Source organism: Blautia sp. HCP3S3_B11 (assembly GCF_052064435.1).
Taxonomy (GTDB): Bacteria; Bacillota; Clostridia; order Lachnospirales; family Lachnospiraceae; genus Blautia_A.
The window spans coordinates 75,741-95,024 of record NZ_JBQHVP010000009.1; the positions used below are offsets into that span (position 1 = coordinate 75,741).

32 protein-coding genes are annotated in these 19,284 nt (G+C 42.8%); all 32 read right to left on the reverse strand.

What is annotated here, in order from left to right; translation table 11 throughout:
• Positions 1 to 360, reverse strand: coding sequence for a hypothetical protein (locus ACTNC0_RS08755; protein ID WP_195382632.1), 360 nt, complete (start codon positions 358 to 360; stop codon positions 1 to 3).
• Positions 357 to 719 carry a hypothetical protein gene (locus ACTNC0_RS08760; protein ID WP_441087061.1) on the reverse strand — a complete coding sequence of 121 codons (363 nt, stop codon included), beginning with the start codon at positions 717 to 719 and terminating at the stop codon, positions 357 to 359. The genes ACTNC0_RS08755 and ACTNC0_RS08760 overlap by 4 nt, the downstream gene beginning before the upstream one ends.
• Entirely contained in the window at positions 716 to 1,144 is a 429-nt protein-coding gene (locus tag ACTNC0_RS08765) for a hypothetical protein (RefSeq protein ID WP_441087062.1), read from the reverse strand. Before ACTNC0_RS08765 ends, ACTNC0_RS08760 begins: the two co-directional genes overlap by 4 nt.
• The gene (locus tag ACTNC0_RS08770) at positions 1,144 to 1,578 is read right to left on the reverse strand and encodes a hypothetical protein (protein ID WP_441087063.1); all 435 of its coding nucleotides are present in this window, start codon (positions 1,576 to 1,578) and stop codon (positions 1,144 to 1,146) included. The genes ACTNC0_RS08765 and ACTNC0_RS08770 overlap by 1 nt, the downstream gene beginning before the upstream one ends.
• 11 nt (positions 1,579 to 1,589) lie before the next feature.
• Positions 1,590 to 2,615 (reverse strand): hypothetical protein, encoded by a 1,026-nt coding sequence (locus ACTNC0_RS08775; protein ID WP_441087064.1) that lies wholly within the window; start codon positions 2,613 to 2,615, stop codon positions 1,590 to 1,592.
• 24 nt (positions 2,616 to 2,639) lie between these two features.
• Complete coding sequence (locus ACTNC0_RS08780) at positions 2,640 to 3,068, reverse strand: structural cement protein Gp24 (protein WP_441087065.1); 429 nt, start codon at positions 3,066 to 3,068, stop codon at positions 2,640 to 2,642.
• Positions 3,069 to 3,085: 17 nt separating this feature from the next.
• Positions 3,086 to 4,264 carry a hypothetical protein gene (locus ACTNC0_RS08785; RefSeq protein ID WP_441087066.1) on the reverse strand — a complete coding sequence of 393 codons (1,179 nt, stop codon included), beginning with the start codon at positions 4,262 to 4,264 and terminating at the stop codon, positions 3,086 to 3,088.
• A 64-nt stretch (positions 4,265 to 4,328) separates the two neighbouring features.
• Positions 4,329 to 4,820: a Gp49 family protein gene (locus ACTNC0_RS08790; RefSeq protein ID WP_441087067.1), complete on the reverse strand. Its 492-nt coding sequence runs from the start codon at positions 4,818 to 4,820 to the stop codon at positions 4,329 to 4,331.
• Positions 4,813 to 5,277, reverse strand: coding sequence for an XkdF-like putative serine protease domain-containing protein (locus ACTNC0_RS08795; RefSeq protein WP_441087068.1), 465 nt, complete (start codon positions 5,275 to 5,277; stop codon positions 4,813 to 4,815). The genes ACTNC0_RS08790 and ACTNC0_RS08795 overlap by 8 nt, the downstream gene beginning before the upstream one ends.
• On the reverse strand, positions 5,264 to 6,202 hold the full coding sequence (locus ACTNC0_RS08800; RefSeq protein ID WP_441087069.1) for a phage minor head protein: 939 nt from the start codon (positions 6,200 to 6,202) through the stop codon (positions 5,264 to 5,266). Before ACTNC0_RS08800 ends, ACTNC0_RS08795 begins: the two co-directional genes overlap by 14 nt.
• A 4-nt stretch (positions 6,203 to 6,206) precedes the next feature.
• A complete protein-coding gene (locus ACTNC0_RS08805) occupies positions 6,207 to 7,574 on the reverse strand; it encodes a phage portal protein family protein (protein ID WP_441087070.1) in 1,368 nt (455 codons plus the stop codon).
• Between the two features lie 26 nt (positions 7,575 to 7,600).
• Entirely contained in the window at positions 7,601 to 9,067 is a 1,467-nt protein-coding gene (locus ACTNC0_RS08810; RefSeq protein WP_441087071.1) for a DEAD/DEAH box helicase family protein, read from the reverse strand.
• Positions 9,060 to 9,860, reverse strand: a complete 801-nt coding sequence (gene terS, locus ACTNC0_RS08815) for a phage terminase small subunit (protein ID WP_441087072.1) — start codon at positions 9,858 to 9,860, stop codon at positions 9,060 to 9,062. The genes ACTNC0_RS08810 and terS overlap by 8 nt, the downstream gene beginning before the upstream one ends.
• A gap of 99 nt (positions 9,861 to 9,959) precedes the next feature.
• A complete protein-coding gene (locus tag ACTNC0_RS08820) occupies positions 9,960 to 10,481 on the reverse strand; it encodes a ParB N-terminal domain-containing protein (protein ID WP_118566490.1) in 522 nt (173 codons plus the stop codon).
• Positions 10,474 to 11,616 carry a phosphoadenosine phosphosulfate reductase domain-containing protein gene (locus tag ACTNC0_RS08825; RefSeq protein WP_441087073.1) on the reverse strand — a complete coding sequence of 381 codons (1,143 nt, stop codon included), beginning with the start codon at positions 11,614 to 11,616 and terminating at the stop codon, positions 10,474 to 10,476. The genes ACTNC0_RS08820 and ACTNC0_RS08825 overlap by 8 nt, the downstream gene beginning before the upstream one ends.
• Positions 11,607 to 12,260 carry a ParB/Srx family N-terminal domain-containing protein gene (locus ACTNC0_RS08830; RefSeq protein WP_291810195.1) on the reverse strand — a complete coding sequence of 218 codons (654 nt, stop codon included), beginning with the start codon at positions 12,258 to 12,260 and terminating at the stop codon, positions 11,607 to 11,609. The genes ACTNC0_RS08825 and ACTNC0_RS08830 overlap by 10 nt, the downstream gene beginning before the upstream one ends.
• A gap of 45 nt (positions 12,261 to 12,305) precedes the next feature.
• Positions 12,306 to 13,082 (reverse strand): phosphoadenosine phosphosulfate reductase domain-containing protein, encoded by a 777-nt coding sequence (locus tag ACTNC0_RS08835; RefSeq protein ID WP_441087074.1) that lies wholly within the window; start codon positions 13,080 to 13,082, stop codon positions 12,306 to 12,308.
• On the reverse strand, positions 13,072 to 14,451 hold the full coding sequence (locus ACTNC0_RS08840) for a sodium:solute symporter family transporter (RefSeq protein ID WP_441087075.1): 1,380 nt from the start codon (positions 14,449 to 14,451) through the stop codon (positions 13,072 to 13,074). Before ACTNC0_RS08840 ends, ACTNC0_RS08835 begins: the two co-directional genes overlap by 11 nt.
• A gap of 194 nt (positions 14,452 to 14,645) precedes the next feature.
• On the reverse strand, positions 14,646 to 15,218 hold the full coding sequence (locus ACTNC0_RS08845) for a helix-turn-helix domain-containing protein (RefSeq protein WP_441087076.1): 573 nt from the start codon (positions 15,216 to 15,218) through the stop codon (positions 14,646 to 14,648).
• A gap of 8 nt (positions 15,219 to 15,226) precedes the next feature.
• Positions 15,227 to 15,457 (reverse strand): hypothetical protein, encoded by a 231-nt coding sequence (locus ACTNC0_RS08850; protein WP_441087077.1) that lies wholly within the window; start codon positions 15,455 to 15,457, stop codon positions 15,227 to 15,229.
• A 1-nt stretch (position 15,458) separates the two neighbouring features.
• Positions 15,459 to 15,668 (reverse strand): hypothetical protein, encoded by a 210-nt coding sequence (locus ACTNC0_RS08855; protein WP_441087078.1) that lies wholly within the window; start codon positions 15,666 to 15,668, stop codon positions 15,459 to 15,461.
• Positions 15,646 to 15,849, reverse strand: coding sequence for a DUF6011 domain-containing protein (locus tag ACTNC0_RS08860; protein WP_441087079.1), 204 nt, complete (start codon positions 15,847 to 15,849; stop codon positions 15,646 to 15,648). Before ACTNC0_RS08860 ends, ACTNC0_RS08855 begins: the two co-directional genes overlap by 23 nt.
• Complete coding sequence (locus ACTNC0_RS08865) at positions 15,794 to 16,147, reverse strand: hypothetical protein (protein ID WP_441087080.1); 354 nt, start codon at positions 16,145 to 16,147, stop codon at positions 15,794 to 15,796. The genes ACTNC0_RS08860 and ACTNC0_RS08865 overlap by 56 nt, the downstream gene beginning before the upstream one ends.
• Entirely contained in the window at positions 16,144 to 16,575 is a 432-nt protein-coding gene (locus ACTNC0_RS08870) for a hypothetical protein (protein WP_441087081.1), read from the reverse strand. The genes ACTNC0_RS08865 and ACTNC0_RS08870 overlap by 4 nt, the downstream gene beginning before the upstream one ends.
• Positions 16,572 to 16,964, reverse strand: a complete 393-nt coding sequence (locus ACTNC0_RS08875) for a hypothetical protein (protein WP_441087082.1) — start codon at positions 16,962 to 16,964, stop codon at positions 16,572 to 16,574. The genes ACTNC0_RS08870 and ACTNC0_RS08875 overlap by 4 nt, the downstream gene beginning before the upstream one ends.
• Entirely contained in the window at positions 16,961 to 17,455 is a 495-nt protein-coding gene (locus ACTNC0_RS08880) for a hypothetical protein (protein WP_441087083.1), read from the reverse strand. Before ACTNC0_RS08880 ends, ACTNC0_RS08875 begins: the two co-directional genes overlap by 4 nt.
• A complete protein-coding gene (locus ACTNC0_RS08885; protein ID WP_441087084.1) occupies positions 17,436 to 17,765 on the reverse strand; it encodes a hypothetical protein in 330 nt (109 codons plus the stop codon). The genes ACTNC0_RS08880 and ACTNC0_RS08885 overlap by 20 nt, the downstream gene beginning before the upstream one ends.
• Positions 17,762 to 17,917: a hypothetical protein gene (locus tag ACTNC0_RS08890; RefSeq protein ID WP_441087085.1), complete on the reverse strand. Its 156-nt coding sequence runs from the start codon at positions 17,915 to 17,917 to the stop codon at positions 17,762 to 17,764. Before ACTNC0_RS08890 ends, ACTNC0_RS08885 begins: the two co-directional genes overlap by 4 nt.
• Positions 17,910 to 18,152 carry a hypothetical protein gene (locus ACTNC0_RS08895; RefSeq protein ID WP_441087086.1) on the reverse strand — a complete coding sequence of 81 codons (243 nt, stop codon included), beginning with the start codon at positions 18,150 to 18,152 and terminating at the stop codon, positions 17,910 to 17,912. Before ACTNC0_RS08895 ends, ACTNC0_RS08890 begins: the two co-directional genes overlap by 8 nt.
• On the reverse strand, positions 18,149 to 18,565 hold the full coding sequence (locus tag ACTNC0_RS08900) for a YopX family protein (protein WP_441087087.1): 417 nt from the start codon (positions 18,563 to 18,565) through the stop codon (positions 18,149 to 18,151). Before ACTNC0_RS08900 ends, ACTNC0_RS08895 begins: the two co-directional genes overlap by 4 nt.
• Positions 18,566 to 18,814: a hypothetical protein gene (locus ACTNC0_RS08905; RefSeq protein WP_441087088.1), complete on the reverse strand. Its 249-nt coding sequence runs from the start codon at positions 18,812 to 18,814 to the stop codon at positions 18,566 to 18,568.
• Between the two features lie 38 nt (positions 18,815 to 18,852).
• Positions 18,853 to 19,239, reverse strand: a complete 387-nt coding sequence (locus ACTNC0_RS08910) for a hypothetical protein (RefSeq protein ID WP_441087089.1) — start codon at positions 19,237 to 19,239, stop codon at positions 18,853 to 18,855.
• Between the last annotated feature and the right edge of the window lie 45 nt (positions 19,240 to 19,284).

Genomic DNA, 19,284 nt, shown 5'->3' on the forward strand with positions numbered 1-19,284 from the left:
TCAGCCTCCTATCTCTGCAAATATAGCCATGATATTCGGCAATGCAGTCTGCTGTATCTTGTCGACAAAAGGACGGGCTGCCATCTTTCTTGTTCCATGTTCCAGATAGCCAGCATATCCCATGCCTGACGTAATGCATACCGCACCACCACTCATATGCCAGTTATTTTTTAAATGTCCGCTCCGAACACCCGGTGGACTTCCTGGTGGAGATGGGCTTGGATTTGCCAGTACAGATAATGCAGCATTTCTAAGGGCATTTGAAGCCCTTGGATATCTTGCGATCACCTGCTGCTCTATCCGTTCCTTATCTGTCTGAACTTGAACTTTTACTGCTTCTGCTGCTTCGGCAGGTGTCATTTCAGATCATTCCTTTCTTCAAGATAGATCAAGCCAGTTGCTCCAAGGTTTCCGGGATCTTCAAACAAGAGAACGAGAAAGGTTCTCCCTGCGGTAGTTAAATAGTCTCCCTGCTTTACATTTGCAGAATCCCGGATAACAAGAGTGTGGGTTAAGGAATGCTGTTCCTGATCCCACCTGTGTTTCATTCGGTCAGATTCATTTGATGAAGCTTCTGCGAGAATCCCGGATATCTCGCCTTTCGCTTCAAAATCTGACACAGGATGTCCGAGTATGTTGCGAATGCTCTTTCGTCTTACTACAAAATCCGTCCATAAATTTCCCGGTCTTAGATACATCAGGCCAAATGGGCTTATCATATGTCATCACCTTCGCTCTCTTCATGGCTCATCATTCCATTATAGAAATACGGTGGTGGCTGTTTACCTCCCGCATTCATCAGAATCGCCGAAGGAGATGTGGAAGCAAAACGAAGTTCTTTCTTTAACACCTCATACTCTTCCTGCCACAATTTAGCCCTATCACCAAATTTGAATGATGTAGGACCAACCGTTGTATCAGGTTCAAAAGAAAACCTGCGAAATATGCTTTCAAGGCACTTTAATTTAGCCCGTTTCCAATCTTTCGCAGACTGAACATCATCGCATAGAACAATGTATTCCTCGTCTGACAATGCACAAGTTCTCTCTTTTCCATCTACCATCACATCTCCCAGTTCAAATCTCATTCGATCTTTCCCATACGATGTGATCATAGCAGGTTCATATGTATAAGTTCCTGTCATCAGGCATCACCTGCACTTTCCTCCAGTTCCTCAAGGCTCTTCGCTTTAGTTTCAGCTTCTTTCTTTACAGCAGTTCTCGAATCTACTGCGTTCAGAAAGATAAGCACTGTATTATCTTTCACAGAGCCTCTAATATGAGCTACAGCATCCTTCTGGTTCATCTGCATAGTTTTTACTGCTTCCTGAAGCTGAGGCTCTGTAACGTCCAAATCGAAGCTCTTATCTCCTTTTACGATTCCGATTTTGAAGAATACTTCTCCGACTGATGCCACGCATTCCTCAAGTGTTTCAACCGGAATACCGTCACGAATCACAGTCAGTATTCCCATTTTTTCAAGAGCTACCGGATCAGTGACTGTTTCGGCCGGGATTTCCTCTCCGATGAAGTATCGTTTTCCGCTCAGAGTGCATGGTTTATTTGCAACAAGCTTCATAAGACACCTCCTTAAACTGCAGCTTTATAAAATCTTGCAAGATCGTCAGATGTCTTATGCATATCTGTTGCCATAAGTCCTTCCACGTATTCTGTATGTGTTCCATTCTCGCCAAGATAGTTCAGAATCGGAAGCATCTGTCCATTTCCAAGCATATCCCATGTAAAGATGTAGCCGGCAGACGGTTCATCAATGCTCGGTGCGTTTGTGGCATAGGCAAGAAGGAATGCATCCGGATCTCCGATGTACTGCATGTTTTCATCTTCTCCCATGCCGGCATTGTTCATGATGGATTTAAGCACCACGATCTTTTCTACTCCGAAGAGCTGTGCCAGAACGTTTTCTGTTACAGACGCTGGGTTTGCAGTGCTTCCACCATATTTAACCCTTTCAAGGATTGCCGGATGCACCTTCAAGGCATTGAATACATTGATACCAAGGCCGAGGCGGTTCGGCATGCGTCCTGTCTGCTGATTCATGCTTGTCTTCTCGCTATCGATAAATGCAATAGGATCAGAGTTTGCATTGCTGAATTTAATGAACTGGTTTGTGCTCGGAGAGGTATTGTCTACTCCTTCAAGTTCATTCTTCCATGCGCCGGCTTTGAAGTAGCTTTCCGCAAACAGACGATCCTGATGGATATTTGCCTGTTCTGCAATGGTTTTTACTCTCTGCTGTTTCGGCTGCATTGTGGTTGGTCCCTGTCTTCTGCTGAGATCGGTCTGGCGAATCTGATCAATTCCCATGATCATCTGGTCTACCTGGCATACATAAGGTTTCATGCTCTCGCCTACTACTGTAGGATCAACTTTTCCATAAGCAGGTTTTCTGCTCCAGTTATCTCTCAGAAGATCTTCCTTGCTGAACTCATAGTAATTGTCAGAAGAAAGGCTTACCGGACAGGTTGGGAAAAGAGCCTTTGCGAAGTAGTTAGCTGCATTCTGGTAATATGCCAGAGCCATGTTTGTAAGTGCTGTGTGAGGTCTGAATACGCCTTTTGCGATTTCAGACTGGATTCCTGCTGCTGTGTTTCTCATCAATATTATCCTCCTTTATCAAGATTATGCTTTTGCCTTCTGGTATTTAGAAAGCTGCAGTCTGCTGTAGCCTCCGGCAGATACATTGTTAAGAGCTACCCCGATCACGTAATCACCAGCTGCCGCAACTGCCGCTTTTCCTCCGGTGGTCGCAGTAACCTCCTGCCCTTTCTTGATCTCAGCGGAAGCAATGACGAATCCGATATCCTTGATCAGAATATCAACGTCTTCACCTTTTTTAACTTTTCCAGCTTCTGCGCCGGAAATGTCATTATATCCACCTTCGATAATAGAAACGCCAAGCAGAGGTGCTGTGCCATCGGCAGCGACAACCACATTTCCATCAGTATCGTATTTCAGAATAAGGTTACGGATATCAGTAATATCTGCGCCTGCCTTTTCGGAAATAGTTGGTGACTGGTTGATCTGTGTTCCATTAAAATTTTTACCCATTATCATTCGCCTCCTTCTTAGTATCCGGCTTCGTCTTCATACTCAGCCATAAGCTCCGGATGTGCTTCCCAGGCTTTTGCCAGTGCCATGTTATATGGCATGGAAGGCTCTTTTTCAATCAATCCTTTTGCAATCGTATCGATTTTTCCTTCTGCTGCAGACTTCTTGACTGCTGCAGTTCCGCCAGAGAATGATTTTCCGATTTCTCCAAATACGCCAGAGTTGTTGACCATTGCCACATTTCTGTCGAGAATGCTGATCATATCATTGTAGGCAGTTCCACCTGCACTTTTCAGTGTTTTCAAGGACTTAGCCAGTTCTTCCGGTTTTTCTCCAAGAACTTCATACTTTTTAGCAACTGCATAAAGTTCTCTGTCTTCCGCTTCTTCCGCTCTTTTCTCGAGAGCTTCCAGTTTTTCTCTCACAAGAGGATGCAGTCCTTTGTAAATATCATCGTCAGCATTCTGTTCTGGCGGTGTAAAAGATTTCTTTGTATCTGTTTTCTTTTCAGCTCCTTCATCATCGAGAACGTCCGGATTTTCCTCTTTTTCGCATTTCTGCGGTGCTTTCTTCTCGATAGATGGGTCCTCGTTTGTCTCTACGGCAAACTTTTTGATAAGTTCATCATATGTCGCTCTTTCCTCAGCAGACATTTTTGACTTGTCGATTTTAAGCATGTCTTCCAATTCTCCTTTCGTTTCTACGGATTTCTGAATGATTTCCTCCAGATTGCTATGCGCTTTCATCACCATAGGAAGATCTGTTTCATCAGGTGCATCCAGATTCTTTTTGATTTTTGCAGATGTTCCCCCAGCCCATCCGGGAATGTATTCCTTCATAGCTGTAGCGAACTGTTCAATGCTTGTATCCATTGCGCTCTGCTTCCCGCTGCTGTCCAGTTCTGGGTCGCACAGGATTGAATTAAGTGAATTCTGCAGGGCGTAACATACGGACCAGATTTCATCCCGGATCGCATCCATGCTCACAGCGTTGATCTGTTCATCAAATGTTGTAGCTGATTTCTGTACTTCTCCGCTGATCCAGTTCAGAAATCGTTTAAACAGTCCGATTTCCGGGTCTGATGTTTCCTCTGCTTTATTCTTGCCTTTCAGCAGTTTGATGTCAGCTCTCTGATTTGCGCCTTCATCAACAAAATCTACTTTACCTACTTCCAGGCCTTTCAGTTTTGTTGCCACAATGCTTCCTCCTTTCGCTTTTATTTATCAAAAAAGCACCCTTTCGGATGCCTATTGATCACATTTATTTAATTCCATGCCACGCTGTCTGAAGCAGAAATCCTAAAAGATACCAGATCTTATCCTTTATCTTCTTCATACAGATTTCTTCTCCAAGCTTCTGGTCGTAATTCTGAGCATCTACGCATGCAGATGTTTCAATGATCTCAAAACCATTTCGAAGCACGCAACGAACCATTGTTGTCTTATAGCCTACGGTACTGGTTTCGATATAGCTGATAAAGTCATTCACCATGTGTTCTCCTATTGATACGCCAGATATCAGTTTCGGATTCTCCTGAACCTGCATATAAGACTTCTCGAACACATCTTTCGGAGACCAGCTAATGTATCCATCCGGATATTTAACTACATATCCCGGATTGCCATCATCTGAACCTCCAAATCTTTTTCTTGCTTCTTCAATGGTATCGCAGGAACCTGTTTTTAATGCCTGTGCTTCCGCAAGAGTTGCTTTTTCTGCCTCAATAAGCTTTGTTCCAATATACTTATTCATTGTTTACTTCTACCCTTTCTGCTTTCCCTTCAATGGAGAACATACTGTAAGTTCCATCTTTTACCTTCTCCCAAACATCCGCATCTGTTACTTGAAAGCCTATCCACCATCCAACAGGGAGCGTACCTTCCGGGATTCCCATTGCCGCCATCTTCTCTTCCGTAAATACAACACTCTCGATCAGATACGCAACCCCACCTCTTTCGTGCATCTCCCCACCTTCCCTGTAGAGATCAACGAACTTGTAAGCGGCACTTTCAAGTTCATCAGGCTCTATGATGTCGCCCTGCCAGTCTTCCAGAGTTTCTCCATTCTCAGCAATAGCAACACTGGCCCACCCGAACGCCTGCATTTTTTCATCATCGGATTTCTTGATCTGAAATTTTTTCTTTTCAACCGGTGCTTCTTTTGATTCCGGTTCGTCCCTTATCTTCATGATTTCATTAAATGTTTTCACCTGTCACCTCCACATATTTGACCGCACATTTGCACCGAGGATGCAATGGCGGCAATAATACTGTTACATTCCTTCTTCCTGACTGTGTCTCAAAACTATCATCCATACTAATCTGTACGCCCTCAAGAGCCTGGCACTCTTTGCACACTCTCCCATCCAGAGCAGTTGACCATTCTTTCTTCATTTCCGGCATCAAATCATGCCGCATGGCTTCTCTGATGAAAGCATCTGCTCCCGCATTGTATGCCTGTGCAATCTCTGTCCTGGCAATCGTTTCAGCTCTATATCGCTGTTGTCGTTCAGCATACTTCGCAGCCGCTGTTCTGGCCTTTCTCTCAATAGATTCTTCTTTCATGCGTGGATGATCTGCTCTCAGATGAGTCTTTACACTGTTATAATGTCTCAGATTCGCTGCTGCCTGTCTCTCTGTCAACCCAATAGTCGGCCGGATATATCGAGCAGTTTCATCACTGCTCATGCCTAACGGCTGGGCTTCTGCAATCAAATAGCGGACTGCATTAACCTGATCACTACAGACATTCGTAATCAAATTACCCGTTCGATTTATAATCCAATCTCTCACATAGATTTCTGAACTAATCTTCTCTTCCAGAGCAACAAATTCAGCTGTTGAATTCCACGCCGCAAAATAAGCGCTTTCCCATGATGCTGTCATTTTCGAGGAAAGAAATACGGAATAATCAGAGAACCATTGGTCGAACAGGCTCTGCGGATCCACTTCTCCTACCACGATTTCTCTAAGGTCTTTGTATAACATTACCGCCGCCTGGTCTTTCCAGAACCTTACAAGCCATTTCATCGGCTCGTCCAGGTTACTCTCAAGATAATTATCAAGGGCTTCAAGAACCTTCTGTGATTCTACGCTTTTTTTAATCGTTCGAGACCTTGCCCGCATCTTCAGCATATGTTCACCTGCCTAACCGTTTCTTCGCTTCTTCGATTTCCTGATTTTCCTCAGGCTCAACTTCTGATGTTTTGCCTTCTTTTTCCGGCGACCTTCTCTGTGCTTCCCGCTGTTCATCCTTATTTCTAGGATCATCTGACAACGTTCTCTCCGGCAGATTGGCAACTTCTCTTACATAATCCTCAAGGTCTTCATCTGGGATAAGGATTCCAACTCCAACCATGTCTTTCAGGAATGTAGATAACTTCGTGATATCTCGCTTGTCCACATCACCATGTGCAAGCTGTGGATAATCTGTTATTGCATCAAAATGAGCGCCATTCATATCGATCAGGGATGGAATGCCCTGATTATTGAATGTTTCGCATATGACATCCAAGAACGCCCCAAGAGCAACTGCGAACAGTTCTGTTTTATCTTCACTCAGCGCAAAGCTTCCTGTCTGCTCATGCCCCAGCATGATGAAATCCGCCATAACAGTTTGAGCAATCTTGGCATCATATCTATTGATAATAGCATTCGTATCAAACTGTCTGGTTCCACCAGTGCTCAGGAGTTCAGCTTCATATCCAGCCGGAAGAACAAGTCCTTCATATTCGTTTCTGCGGATGTTCTTGACCATTGATGTAAGTGCTGCATTAATAGATACCAATTCAGGGTCTTTATCGTCCCATATGTCTACACCATCTGGTGCGTGCAATACCGGAAGTCCAGCAAGGTCTCTTTCAATTCCAATTGCTTCGATTTCCTGAATTCTTCTTTTGAAGTACCAAGACCGATAGGCATTTCTCAGAATGCTTCGTCCCTCAGGATTGTCTTTTATGCTCTCTGTTCTGAACAGCATTGCTTTGCTGATCGGGATGGTAAGCAATCCATAATCCGGCGGAGGTTGCTGAGTCATTCCGATCAAGTTGTCTTTATCGTCATATTCCCATCTGTACAACGTATCCTGCGCTCTGGGCGGAATCTTCTGCCATCCAATCAGTCCGTCTGAATATTTGCTTGATGTTTTTCGATTTTTTGTTTTTCCCATCCTGCGCTTGTAGACAATTTCATGGAAGCTCCAACCGTATGCAAGAAATGATAAAATTTCCGAGATGGTATCCGTCCATGTATTCTGCATGTCAGTCATGCAGCTCTCGACAAATTCTGCTGCTTCCCGGTCTTTTGCACTATCACCGCCCGGCTCAACATGCCATTTAACCTGACGAATCAGCATCTTGATAGCAAACATAATCGCTCCAATCGTATCATCGTTGTCGAGCATCTCACGATATGTTTTCACACCTCTTATTCCGGATAGTTCAGGAAAAAACTCTTCATTGAACACGCCTTCCCAACGTTTCTGTCCAATCCGTCCATACTCTTTCATCTTCATCACCTCTCTTTCTGGCTATATTAGCCCCAATAATTATCTTTTGACAATTTCTTCATCGTGCCAACACTTGGTGCACTACCGGTATGCTTCTTAATCTTTCCGAGATATAATGCTAACGCAAGGGCATCTGCCCGGTCAGGAGAATCAAGTCCTCTTTTCTTCATTTCCTTTTTTGGTTCAATCTCAAGCTTTCCGTTACTCGCCATGGTGTATTTTCTGGAAGAAAGCTGGCCAATCGTCTGTTCATCATCTTCAATAACAATCTGTTTGTTATCAAGGAGGTCTCGCATACTGGCCCACATAGCGGTAGTTAAGTTATTGTACCTTTCAGCTGCATCTTTACCTGCTGCCGTATCAGTCTCAATCTTTTCAGCGGCATTTATCGGGATAACTTGCATCTTGTACAGCTTTTGTTCTTTCCGGACTTCCTTTAGTCGGTCAGTGACGCCTCCTCCAAGTCCTGTATCATCAATCTGCACATATACCTTGCCTTCATACGTTGGATGTTCTCTATATATCTTCTTGAATTCCTGTACGATATCCCCTACAGTAGCCATCAGGTTCTGCCCTCGCCTGTTCCGGACTATCTTGCAATGTCCATGATAGTTACGATATATGATCGTTTCATCATCTCCGAAACGGGCCACATCCACCCCCAATGATACAAACTGCATTCCGTCCGCATCATCAAGTTCTAGCAATTTGCTACTGCACTGCTCGATCAGGCTTAACGGAATAAATACATCATCTTCCTGATTCGGAAATTCTCCCCGAACACGAACACGAACTACGTTCGAATCCCATCCATACTTTCTTATGAGCGAATCAATATTTTCTTTGTTTGTTCTACTGCTGTCTGCAGATGATACAGTGTGGCATTTATACAGTGCCCGGTCTCTGGTGTGTGAATCATAAAATGTACCAGAGGTTCTTGTTGGGTTTCCGCATAGCAGGAGTTTATTATTGGCACCTGAAAGAGTACCAAGAATAGCCTCCATAATCGGATCTGCAACACCGGAAGCTTCATCAACGATAAAAAGCATGTTATCTTCATGGAAACCTTGCATATTTTCTGGCTTTGTAGCAGTCCTGGCAACACCAAACCAACGCTTTTCATTGCCAACCATATAAACATAGGTCTTTGTCCATTTCAGAAGCATGGAGAGCAATTCAGACTTACTCATCCACTTAGAAATCTCAGACCAGAGGACATCGTGCAACTGCTGTTTGGTTGGTGCTGTCGCAACGATTCTTGGATATGGGAAACAGGTAATAAACCACAGGAACACTGCTGCCTCAAGACCAGTCTTTCCTACACCCTGTCCAGATTTAATACTGACTTTTGGGTTTGCCGCTAAATCTCTTGCAGCTTCCGCCTGCCATTCATCTGGTTCAAAGCTGAGCACCTCCCGGAAGAACATAACCGGATCATTTCGCCACAGCGGTATGCTTTCATCAAGGAATTCAGAGAACTGTATATCATCCATCTTTGTTCTCTCCTTCCCTTGCTTTTACCACAGCTTCGGCCCATGCACGAACAACTTCATTGCCCTTGCTTTCTCCGGCAATCTTCTGCTTTTCAAGCCTCAGCTTCGCAAGTGCTTCAATAGCCTTGGTCTTCTTTGACTGTACAGTAGAAAGTTCTTTTTCCAAACGAGCAATCATATTATCCTTGTTTTCCATATTTGTCATCATGTTATATGTGTTACCCGGAAGACGATCTCCAGAAGCAACCTTTTCTTCAATGCGTTCTTCATAGAGCTGTTTATCTTCATCTGATTTGAAAGCTCGCTTGTCTTCAGTTCTGGTGAAGCCGAACAAAGATACTTCTCCATTCATATTCCGGTATTTATTGATTGCCGCCATGATTCGTCTTTCTCTGACAGCAAACAACTGAATCTGCTCTATCAGGAGCATTTCTTCATCCATCGGGATATCTTCGATCATATCTTTTTCAGACTCATCAAGGACGTCCCAATAGACAGAAGAATACGCTCCATGTTTCTCTGCGATCTTATCTCCCGGTTTCAATGGACCGCCTTTGTTTCCTACAGCATTTTTGTTACCAGGTTGTCCGCCTTTATGGCGAGCGTTCGTTTTTTTCTTTTGCGAGCGCTCGCTTTTTTTCTTTTTTGCATCCCCATCCCAATTCTGGGTTGATTTCCAGCGTCGAACTGTACTGGCAGGAACATCCAACTTCTTGGCAATGTCAACAAGCTTCATCCCTCTCTTATACATATCCTCAGCTTCAATGCTGTTGGGACTTCTTGCCCTTGCCAATGGACACCCCTCCCTTCCATCATCTTATTTCGGCATATGCAAAAAGGAGAGGTTGCACTCCCTCTCCCCGCTTTTTGTTCTATGTACAATAGAACAGTGTTAAATTTTTGTGATAAATTCAGCTTTTGAATATCCCGTCACCCCTTTTGTCATCATCTTCAAGAAGTCTTCTTTTGAAAAATCAGACAAACGGAAGATCTCTTCCGGTCTCATTCCAAGCTGTTTTCCGATTTCTTCAACCGTTTTGCCTTCGTCCATGAGCTCTTTTACAATTTTCTTCATAGGTTCGAGCAAATGAGTACCTCTTGCCCTGTTGTGGGTAACGGTACCGTAAATATCTTCTGAATGCTCTTTATGTTCTACAATAACAACAGGAACTTTCCCATCCAGTTTAGAACATAACGGTTCCATTCCGGCAACTGTCCATCTGTGGAATCCATCGATGATCGTCATGTCTGGGCGAACAACAATCGGAAGTGTCCAACCATTCGTGAGAATAGACTGGATAAGCAGTTTCAAATTCTCCTTCGAAACTTTGTTCGGGTTGTAATCATTCGGTTTCAATGAGTCCCTGTTTACCCATCGTAGGGTAGATAACGGTGCTGACAGCTTATTATCCATGGTGTTCTCCTTTCTTCGCATCATTAATATATCGTCCATATATTCTCTGGTATAGTGCCCGGAATGCCCTCATTTTGGGATCTCCCGAAATCAGGCCTTCGTATATATGTTTGTAATCAGTCGGCGTTGCTATTGCTGATACCGCCATAAAGAAATTACGGTATCGTTCTGCCACATGCCTTTTATGCGGAGTGTCGAAGAAAACGTCCATGTGATTAAAAAGATATATCAGCTCCTGCCGATAATCTTTCTGCTCCTGTCCTGCTTCCGCCTCTTTCCTTTTTCTGGAACTTCTGCCGAACATCTCGCTATCCCAATACAGGGCAGCCAGATAAGCATTCGGTTCCCTTCTGATGATCCGTTCCATGAGATCTGGATAATATTCATTCATCTTCACGAGGCTTCTGGCCGTATCAACAGAAAAGAACTGAGATACCCTCATCTGTCTCTTGCTTGATCCAGACTGCCAGAGAAACAGATATATCTCCGGGATATCGACATGGTTTCTCAGAAGAAACAGCCATACATCATTGTCTGTCCAGTCGTAGATTGGGAACACCTGTTTCTTTGCGGTCATTTTATTTCCTGCTTTTGTCATGGACGCAATATTCTGAAGTCTCTGTACGGATTCCGCTGTCCTGATGCCAACCATTGTAATTCCGGATACGGTTGTTCTCGGCAGGAAATCCTGATAAGCATCAATCCTTGGGCGTAACAGTTTATGGTTCCTTATTGCGAATGATGGTGGCTGTCTTACCCAGACATCTTGCTTCGTAGAATCCCAGCAGATAAATGTTTCGTCATTTGACAGTTCATTGAAACAGTTAAAATGCTTTACCTCCACGCAATACCATTCAAACTTTGCTCCCATCATCATAAAGATACGCCGCCATTTCTTTGTCATATCTTCCATGCAAGGAAATATTGCCTCTTCATCTATGAACTGCACTGTAAGCTGCTTCATATCGATCTCGCCCCGGTTGGCTAGATTTACCATCAACTGTGCCACACATAAACTGTCCTTTCCACCACTGAAGGAAAAGAACACTGGCAGACCATTTCCGAATACATTTTTTATCCGGATCTCTGCAGCCTTCACAACATCAATGTTTGATTCACAACGTTTTACAGCCATATCTTTTCACCGCAGTTCGGGCAGATAACAAACTTCCGGGTTTCTGTTATTTCCGGTTCTGCTTCAGTGGTACTCTGTCCTCCTGCTGTCGGATTATCCGAAGTGTTCGGCTTTTCCGAACTGTTCTCTGAATTATTGTCCGGCGTTTCTTCTGATACTGCTTTCTGTTCTCTCTTTTCATTTGCCTCTTTCATCTTCTGAATCTCAGATTCATCCAATGTGCCATACTCCGAGAGCTTGTCAGTTACTTCGTCCGCATCAGCGACCATCTGCTGTAAAATTTCTTCATCATATCCAGGGATATCCAGATCCCCCTGCAGTTCTTCAAGGAACTCATTCAGGGTTTCCAGATTGTCAATTCCAAGAGCATAGGTCTTATTATCTGCTATCATAAGTTTCTTCTTGTCATTCTCTGAAAGCCCTGTCTTTACATATACGGTTGCTTCCTGATATCCAAGACTTACCATAGCTTCGTATAAGCCGTTGCCGATCAAGATAGTATCGTCTTCATCCACAACAATTGCTCTGGTCTGTCCAAACTTTTCAAGGGAGCGTTTCAGCTCTCTGATCTGCTGTTCGGAATGTATTCTAACGTTTTTCTTGGGATGTTTAAGGGCATCCAGCCTTTTTGTAGTAACGTTCATTTTGTCCTCCATTTCTGAAGGGCAATGGCTTCCGGCTGCAACCGGCTATTTGATAGCTTTTAAAAATTCTCTGGCTCCATCGAAATGCTGTGCCGCATTTTCAACTATGGTCTTATCAATGTCGTAAACTTCTTTCCAACCCTGCTGTTCTGTCTCCATGTACTGTCTGGCAGGCCATGGATGTGTACCGCATAAATATCCCTTCTCCCAGTCATATATGGGCGGGAGCTTCACATCATAATAGTGAATGTATGCAAGGATATCTTCGTGCCTCCACTCTGCAAGAGGGCTGTATCTGGTGATTCCGGCTGAATTAGTGTAGATATTATCTTTTCCAACATAATTGCCGTCTGCCTTTCTGCGTCCGAGCAGGAGTATTTCCAGCTGATGCTCTTTATAATATCGTGCCTGTCCCCTGTGCTGTACGATATGGAACCACTGTGCTGCCTTATTGCTTTTATCCGGGAACAACATATCCGGATGCTTTTTCAGCCATTCCATATCCTGTCCGGTATTGATAATCTCAAGGCCAGAAGGTTTATTCTGCTCTATCCATGCAATAAATGCCGGATATTCCAGGTTACACCTTACAAGGACGCTCTGATCAATACCGGCTTTCTCGCATATCTCTCCAAGTACCAGTGAGTCTTTTCCCGCACTCCATGCATAGGCTGCCTTTTTTCCCTTGCATTTCTCTTTGATGTCTTTCGCTGTCTTTTTCACAAGGGAATCCAGTTCTTTCTTTGGCACCGTCTCTTCAATGTGATCAAGCGCATTCTTCCAGTCTTCATTATTTCGAACGGATTGTTTTCTACCGAGCATAGCGTCTCTCCTTTCCGGAAGCGGCCAAGGCGATAAGTCCGCTCAACAGGACTGTCAGCAAGCTTCCCAGTGTTTTATATGGTCCACTATTCAAAACGCTGCCGTAGGCGAATACAGGAAGCCCTACGGCCAGTGCAGCAACCACACCTGTGATAATCCCTTTTGCATTCAGTCTTACCCCTTTCAGTGTCATGACTGTTGGAAGTAATGTTGACGCCCTCAGTGTGCCATAGAACAAAAACAGATGTGTCACTGTAATTCCCGGGATATTTGCAATCAGAATGCCAGCGATCAGAAGCACTGCCATTGCAGCTCTGGTCTTCCTGATGTCTTTTCCTCCTGCAATATCTGTCGTAAGCGAAGATACTGCGCACAGGTTGCTATCCACGGTAGACAGCAAGCCGGAAACAATCATGAAAAGGAACGGCAATACTACCCAGGACGGGAAAAAGTGGCGGATCAATTCAAAATTGATGATTCCAAGGTTCTGTGCCTGATATCCTGCACCGGCTCCCATAAATCCAAGAATTCCCATTGACAGCGGAACCGCCGCAAAAAGAACTGCTCCAAGAAGAAACGCTCTTCCCAGCTTCTCTTTTTTTACTGCAAATGCCCTCTGCCAGAAGCTCTGATCTCCAAACGGCCCGGATAAAAGTCCAATCGTTGTCGGAAGCCCAAAGGCTAAGAAAATCTCTACTCCTTTTCCAGAGAATAGTGTTGTGTAGTCTCCTGATATACCGCTCAGTCCCTGTATAATGCCCTGTGTTCCTGTATTTCTTACTCCGAATATTACAAATAGGCTACATGCAACAAGCATGAATACCATTTGAATAGCATCTGTAAGCATAGATGCTTTGATTCCGGAGAACAGGGAATATGAAATTGCTATGCAAGCAAGCAGAATAGTCATGGCTTTGAATGAAATTCCTGTTACTGCACTAAGGATCTGACTTCCTGCAAGAAGCTGAACTCCCGTTGACAGAACAGACAGCCCGATCAGCTGAAAGAGGTAAACTCTTTTCACTCCATCGGATTTGTATTTTTCTTTCATGTAACCAGACAGTGTCATTCCTTCCGGCATTTCCTTCCGGATTCTCTTTGCAAAAGGAATAAATATCACAAGGCAAAGAGCATTCGGGACCAGAAACCAAAACAAACCGACCCATCCGGCGGAATATGCTTTTTCCGTTGATACAAATAATGCCGGAGCCCAGATCCACGTTGCCGCAATGCTGAGAGCCGACATTAACCAGTTTTCAGAACGACTTCCCACACAGAAGCGTTCCACGCTCTTTTCTTTTTTCGTCAGGATTACTGTTGCCAGGATCATGATAACTGCGTATGCAAATAATATTGTTACTCCATTCATGTGTAATCTCCTCTAAAATATTAAAGGAGCATTTCGTCTTTCTGTCCTTTCCTCCCTCCCAAGATTGCATTAAAAAAGCCACCAGATTTCACTCTGATGGCTCATGGCTCATGATAAAATTTTACCCGATTATCATACACCATTTTCGTTATTAAGTCAATGTTAAGTTAACGCTTTTCGATATTTTCTATTTTTCAAAAAAATCTCAGTCCGTCAATCCCGAAAAACAGCGAAGATAAGCGCTCTTTCGCAATTTTGATATCTTCATATACAGTGACCTTGCTGACCGAAAATTTTTTTGAAATTTCTGCAATTGTCATTGGCGTCTTTGATATGTAAAGGGCTTTAATAATCTTATAGCGTCTCTTATCTTTTTCCGATAATTTGCTACAATAGATACGGTATACATCAAGCATTTTGTCAATATGCTGTACCATGATAGCGGTTCTTTTGGCCGAAGTTTTGATGCTCTCCACTATGACCTTATCATCTTTCATGGTCATGATGTCTTCCAGTACCTCTTTAACCTCCCCTTCCTTGGACTTGTAGACGGCATTTTCGTAGCTCGCCTTTAAAGTTCTGTAATTTCTAAGGAGCAAATCAGTGTTATGCAAACGACGATCAATCTTCTCCTTCTCGCTTTTTCTCTGCCCTACCATCATTGCATCAGACGCAACCTGTGCTCCGGCAAGAGCAGCCTGCTGAATCATTGCATCAATTTCCTCTTTTGTCAGTGCTACGAATTGTACTTTTTTCTCTGTATCCATGCCATACCTCACACATATTTCTTTCCAGTCTCAGGATCCTCGAATTTGATTCTGTCACAGAGTTTGAACCCAAATCCTTTTGCAAGTCTTTTTACCATCCTCACAAACAGTTCTGCTTCCTCATCCTTTTTTGTCCTGCTTGCCCTGTACACTAATGTTCGGGTTCTGTCCGCTGCACAGATCGCATCATGTGCTGTTCTGTCCTTACATCCGCTTGCATTATATAAACTTTTATCCATATCAATTCTCCTTTATATATTTAAGCATGTACTCCTCTTTATATTGCTTCCATTGATGATCTGTCATTCCCGGAGCGTAGAAATCTCGCACTGTATCAAGTGCTTCCATCATCCCACATTTAGGACATATCATTGTTTTGTTATCTTTTCTTGATAATGCCGGGCGAGAACTATACTCTTTCACACATTCAGGACATATCTTTTTCTCCATCTTTTAGACCTCCTAGAAAGTCTTCAATCGTCATTTGTCCAGGTATTTTGTATTTTTCCAAGTCTTCCGGATGCGGGTAATAATGTGTAGTCAAGCCATTCCAACATTCCGGACCATATCCCCTTTCAATGCTCTCCGGATCCGTCAGTTTTCTCCCGCATTTCTGGCATTTGCTGTACATGTGAATCCTCCATTTTCCCGCCAAGTAATGTAAATAGCCATGCTCTCTGGCTCTGCAGGTACTCTATCTTCCATTGAAGAATCATCTGGTCAATCACCTGATCTTCAATCACCTGATATTTTTTAGCTATCGCAATCTGTTCTTCATTCTCTCTGATAGCTTTCTCGATATCAATATGAATCCTTGCATACTCCTTCAAAGGAGCTTCCTTGGCCTTTTTAGAAGCTATAACAGCCCATAAAAACCATACAATCATGCAAGTAAAGATTCCGCATAAGTAAAACACAATTTCTTTCATTCAGACTTCACCTCTTCTCCATCGTACCAGCCTCGAATCTTCTCAAAATCAAGGCTTTTCAGAACCTCATCCATAGTTTCCCTTGACATTTTATTTATTTCAGTTGCAGATTTTCCAAGGATTAATCCTTTTGGTAATACTTTGCTATTTCTGATAACAGCAAAAAGAGCCAATTTATACTTTTCAGCGTCTGCTTTTGTATGTTCGATTCCTCGGTTATACCCGCTGATCCATGTTGTATCCTCTGAGCAACCGCACTTTTTGCATATATATTTTCCCGTCCGGTCAGTCTCAGGCCTTTCAAACGCATGACCTGTCGAATAATCGAATGTCACTTCTTTCGCCCAATAAATACGTGGATCATTGTGAGGATCAATTTTCTTTTCGATCATTGCTGATAGTTTTGCTGTAATCTCAGGTCTTGTCATTTCTTCATCTCCTCTAACTTCTTTTCGGCTTCTTCACGGGAGAGGAATACCAAATCATTTAATTCTCCGAGCCATTCATCCTCGTTCGCCCACAAAAACTGTTTACCATCTTTGTCGCATTCAATTCCACTTAACACGTTTTCCCGAATATCCATGCCACATATGTCCCATACAGTTGTACCAATAGGGCACGGCAATCTCACAAGCAAGCCCTGTTCTTCTAAGTCTTCATAATCTGCAAGTTTTTCAAAAGCTTTCTCTAATTCACATTTGCTACAATTATGTTCAATATCGTTACAAATATCTTCGCAAAGTTTAGCCCCACATTCTCTGATTAAAACTGTGTTCGCAATAGAATCTTTGTATCTTTCCGTTAATCTCTCCATCATTCCACCTCTTTTAGCTTTTCGTCCAAACAATATTTCAGCGCATACATCACCGTATAATCCAACATGTTTATCTCTTTAGGCTTATTTTCTTTTCTGTAATTGTATTTGATTATCTCGCTTTCCAAGGCTGACGATAATTTTAATGGTTCTAATGGATCACCGATATCATCTAAATACTGTAACTCCATTTTCTCTTTATAAGATCTTAGCTCTTTCAGTTCTTCTAACAGTTCTGCAACATCTTTCAGCCAATACAGATCCCCGTCTTCGAAGCAACATCCATAAGTTTTCTGATGATACGGGCAACCAACCGCTTTCTTCCCACTGATATAATCTCTTAAATCCTCGCCAGTTCCACAGACGATGCGTTTATGCTCGTCATCCTGCATATGCATGAAGTTTTTGTGGTCTGCATAGCAATCGCCTTCTGTATCTTGGCTGGCAACACATCTAAGTGCTTTTATCATATCGTCAAGTGTTAATCTCTCCATCTACTTCACCTCCTGTAATCGCATCAATGCAATCGTTCCAACCAATCTTGTAGCTAGGCATTTTCCCATTGCTTTGAAAATACTCTCTTCCGTACACTCCTGTTAATTTCATTTTATCCGGCAATGGCTTCAGTGGACACCAATCAGGTCTTCCTGCCAGTTTTTTGAATCCTTCATGGCTTACTTTAGAAATAGTTCTGATTGAATCATTTCTTGTTGCAAGGCATAAATTAAAATTGAAATCCGCCATATGAAATGGGCAAGCAAAACATCCTTTTGGTGTGCTCATGATTAATACTGATTTACTCATCTTCTCTTACCTCTTTTCTTCAAGAATACTCCGTACTGTGCAGGACTAATGATAGTATCTTTTTCTCTTGTAGCCTGACAATATCCAAGCCTTCCATTCTTTTTATTTTCTTCTCTTGTAAACATAGTCGAAATATCTTTGCCTTTACTCATTCACTTCACTTCCTCTCAACATCAGACTTAAAGTATTATATCCCGGACAAGTTCTGACTCCGTTTCTGGTATCTCTTAACAGCACGCAGTACGGATATAATGCCATTACCTCATAGACGTGTTCTGTGGTGTCCTCGCCGCGCTGATCGATGTATTTGAAACATTTACCCGGTCTAAGAAAATATCTTGCACATACATATGCTTTTGTTCCGAATCTTACACTTGCACTACTCATCTGTGTTCCTCCTGCAATAATTCTGGATTGTCAAACGCATTACCTAGTACCTCTACCGTGGTTTCTCCGTTACTATTCGGTTTCAACTCCCAGAACTCATGATTCTGCCAAGCTGGATACATAATCCACAGTCCATCTACACGCTGTTTAACTGTACCTATTGCTCTTGAGCCTTGGCTCCATGCCTCAACAATATCATTCTTCCAGATTCTCACCCCGTTCTTATCGGTCATCACGGTGAACTGGCATATGGTATTGGGGTCTACTTCTATCCACATAACCTTTGGCAACCACTCATAAAGCAGGCAAGTAGCGCAAATAAAAGCTTTATTTTTCACATTATCGTAAACGTAATATCCCTCAACCCATTCACCATTATCAATCCGCTTTGCCTTGAAAAGAATTTCTCTCATTTAGTTCCACCATCCTTTTACGATTTCATCAATTGTTGCATCTCCTTCTATGTAATATTTTTCAAATAAATAATTCTTTAATTGCTCTACAACTTCATCTACATTAAAAGCTGTCGGCTGTCCATCAATTTCCATGAGCGTACTCACCAAAGCAACATCCACGTCAATCATTTCTTCTTCCGGGTCTAACGGTTTCAAGCATTTTATTATATTATCTTTCAATAAGTCTGCATCTATTAATCTACCCATTCAATTTCCACCGCCTTTCACGATTTCTATCGCCCTGCTCATAAGCTTCCTGAGAGCATTTTTATACCCTCAAAATAGAAAATCCATTTATCCGGTTCTGGTGCCTGTTCCTGGAAAAGCTGCCAATGTTCATATGCTTTTAATACCAAGCATTCCATAGCGTAGTTTTCTACATCATTCTCCGTTTTTAGCCATGCGCAGTTTTCTCTACAGTGATCTTTGATTGCTTCCAAGAGTTTCTTTTTACCGGCAAGTATAATAAGTTCTTTCACCAATGGGTAGTAATTACAATCCTCGATATCTCCGAATAGTGTTTTCTTAAAACTTATTCCTCGATACCGTTTCCGGCCGGTCTGATCTTTTCCGATAAATTCAGATCTGAAACAATTGCCTGATTTTAAATCCTCAAGCTTACATATCAACATTTTTTCCTTTCCCCTGCCGCAATCTGACAGGCTCATGCGGCAGGA

Bases quoted from the DNA above. Each gene is read 5' to 3' on its own strand.
- ACTNC0_RS08755 (WP_195382632.1), bottom strand. From the start codon at position 360: ATGACACCTGCCGAAGCAGCAGAAGCAGTAAAAGTTCAAGTTCAGACA.
- ACTNC0_RS08760 (WP_441087061.1), bottom strand. From the start codon at position 719: ATGATAAGCCCATTTGGCCTGATGTATCTAAGACCGGGAAATTTATGG.
- ACTNC0_RS08765 (WP_441087062.1), bottom strand. From the start codon at position 1,144: ATGACAGGAACTTATACATATGAACCTGCTATGATCACATCGTATGGG.
- ACTNC0_RS08770 (WP_441087063.1), bottom strand. From the start codon at position 1,578: ATGAAGCTTGTTGCAAATAAACCATGCACTCTGAGCGGAAAACGATAC.
- ACTNC0_RS08775 (WP_441087064.1), bottom strand. From the start codon at position 2,615: ATGAGAAACACAGCAGCAGGAATCCAGTCTGAAATCGCAAAAGGCGTA.
- ACTNC0_RS08780 (WP_441087065.1), bottom strand. From the start codon at position 3,068: ATGGGTAAAAATTTTAATGGAACACAGATCAACCAGTCACCAACTATT.
- ACTNC0_RS08790 (WP_441087067.1), bottom strand. From the start codon at position 4,820: ATGAATAAGTATATTGGAACAAAGCTTATTGAGGCAGAAAAAGCAACT.
- ACTNC0_RS08800 (WP_441087069.1), bottom strand. From the start codon at position 6,202: ATGCTGAAGATGCGGGCAAGGTCTCGAACGATTAAAAAAAGCGTAGAA.
- ACTNC0_RS08805 (WP_441087070.1), bottom strand. From the start codon at position 7,574: ATGAAAGAGTATGGACGGATTGGACAGAAACGTTGGGAAGGCGTGTTC.
- ACTNC0_RS08810 (WP_441087071.1), bottom strand. From the start codon at position 9,067: ATGGATGATATACAGTTCTCTGAATTCCTTGATGAAAGCATACCGCTG.
- ACTNC0_RS08820 (WP_118566490.1), bottom strand. From the start codon at position 10,481: ATGGATAATAAGCTGTCAGCACCGTTATCTACCCTACGATGGGTAAAC.
- ACTNC0_RS08825 (WP_441087073.1), bottom strand. From the start codon at position 11,616: ATGGCTGTAAAACGTTGTGAATCAAACATTGATGTTGTGAAGGCTGCA.
- ACTNC0_RS08830 (WP_291810195.1), bottom strand. From the start codon at position 12,260: ATGAACGTTACTACAAAAAGGCTGGATGCCCTTAAACATCCCAAGAAA.
- ACTNC0_RS08835 (WP_441087074.1), bottom strand. From the start codon at position 13,082: ATGCTCGGTAGAAAACAATCCGTTCGAAATAATGAAGACTGGAAGAAT.
- ACTNC0_RS08840 (WP_441087075.1), bottom strand. From the start codon at position 14,451: ATGAATGGAGTAACAATATTATTTGCATACGCAGTTATCATGATCCTG.
- ACTNC0_RS08845 (WP_441087076.1), bottom strand. From the start codon at position 15,218: ATGGATACAGAGAAAAAAGTACAATTCGTAGCACTGACAAAAGAGGAA.
- ACTNC0_RS08850 (WP_441087077.1), bottom strand. From the start codon at position 15,457: ATGGATAAAAGTTTATATAATGCAAGCGGATGTAAGGACAGAACAGCA.
- ACTNC0_RS08855 (WP_441087078.1), bottom strand. From the start codon at position 15,668: ATGGAGAAAAAGATATGTCCTGAATGTGTGAAAGAGTATAGTTCTCGC.
- ACTNC0_RS08860 (WP_441087079.1), bottom strand. From the start codon at position 15,849: ATGTACAGCAAATGCCAGAAATGCGGGAGAAAACTGACGGATCCGGAG.
- ACTNC0_RS08865 (WP_441087080.1), bottom strand. From the start codon at position 16,147: ATGAAAGAAATTGTGTTTTACTTATGCGGAATCTTTACTTGCATGATT.
- ACTNC0_RS08870 (WP_441087081.1), bottom strand. From the start codon at position 16,575: ATGACAAGACCTGAGATTACAGCAAAACTATCAGCAATGATCGAAAAG.
- ACTNC0_RS08875 (WP_441087082.1), bottom strand. From the start codon at position 16,964: ATGATGGAGAGATTAACGGAAAGATACAAAGATTCTATTGCGAACACA.
- ACTNC0_RS08880 (WP_441087083.1), bottom strand. From the start codon at position 17,455: ATGGAGAGATTAACACTTGACGATATGATAAAAGCACTTAGATGTGTT.
- ACTNC0_RS08885 (WP_441087084.1), bottom strand. From the start codon at position 17,765: ATGAGTAAATCAGTATTAATCATGAGCACACCAAAAGGATGTTTTGCT.
- ACTNC0_RS08890 (WP_441087085.1), bottom strand. From the start codon at position 17,917: ATGAGTAAAGGCAAAGATATTTCGACTATGTTTACAAGAGAAGAAAAT.
- ACTNC0_RS08895 (WP_441087086.1), bottom strand. From the start codon at position 18,152: ATGAGTAGTGCAAGTGTAAGATTCGGAACAAAAGCATATGTATGTGCA.
- ACTNC0_RS08900 (WP_441087087.1), bottom strand. From the start codon at position 18,565: ATGAGAGAAATTCTTTTCAAGGCAAAGCGGATTGATAATGGTGAATGG.
- ACTNC0_RS08905 (WP_441087088.1), bottom strand. From the start codon at position 18,814: ATGGGTAGATTAATAGATGCAGACTTATTGAAAGATAATATAATAAAA.
- ACTNC0_RS08910 (WP_441087089.1), bottom strand. From the start codon at position 19,239: ATGTTGATATGTAAGCTTGAGGATTTAAAATCAGGCAATTGTTTCAGA.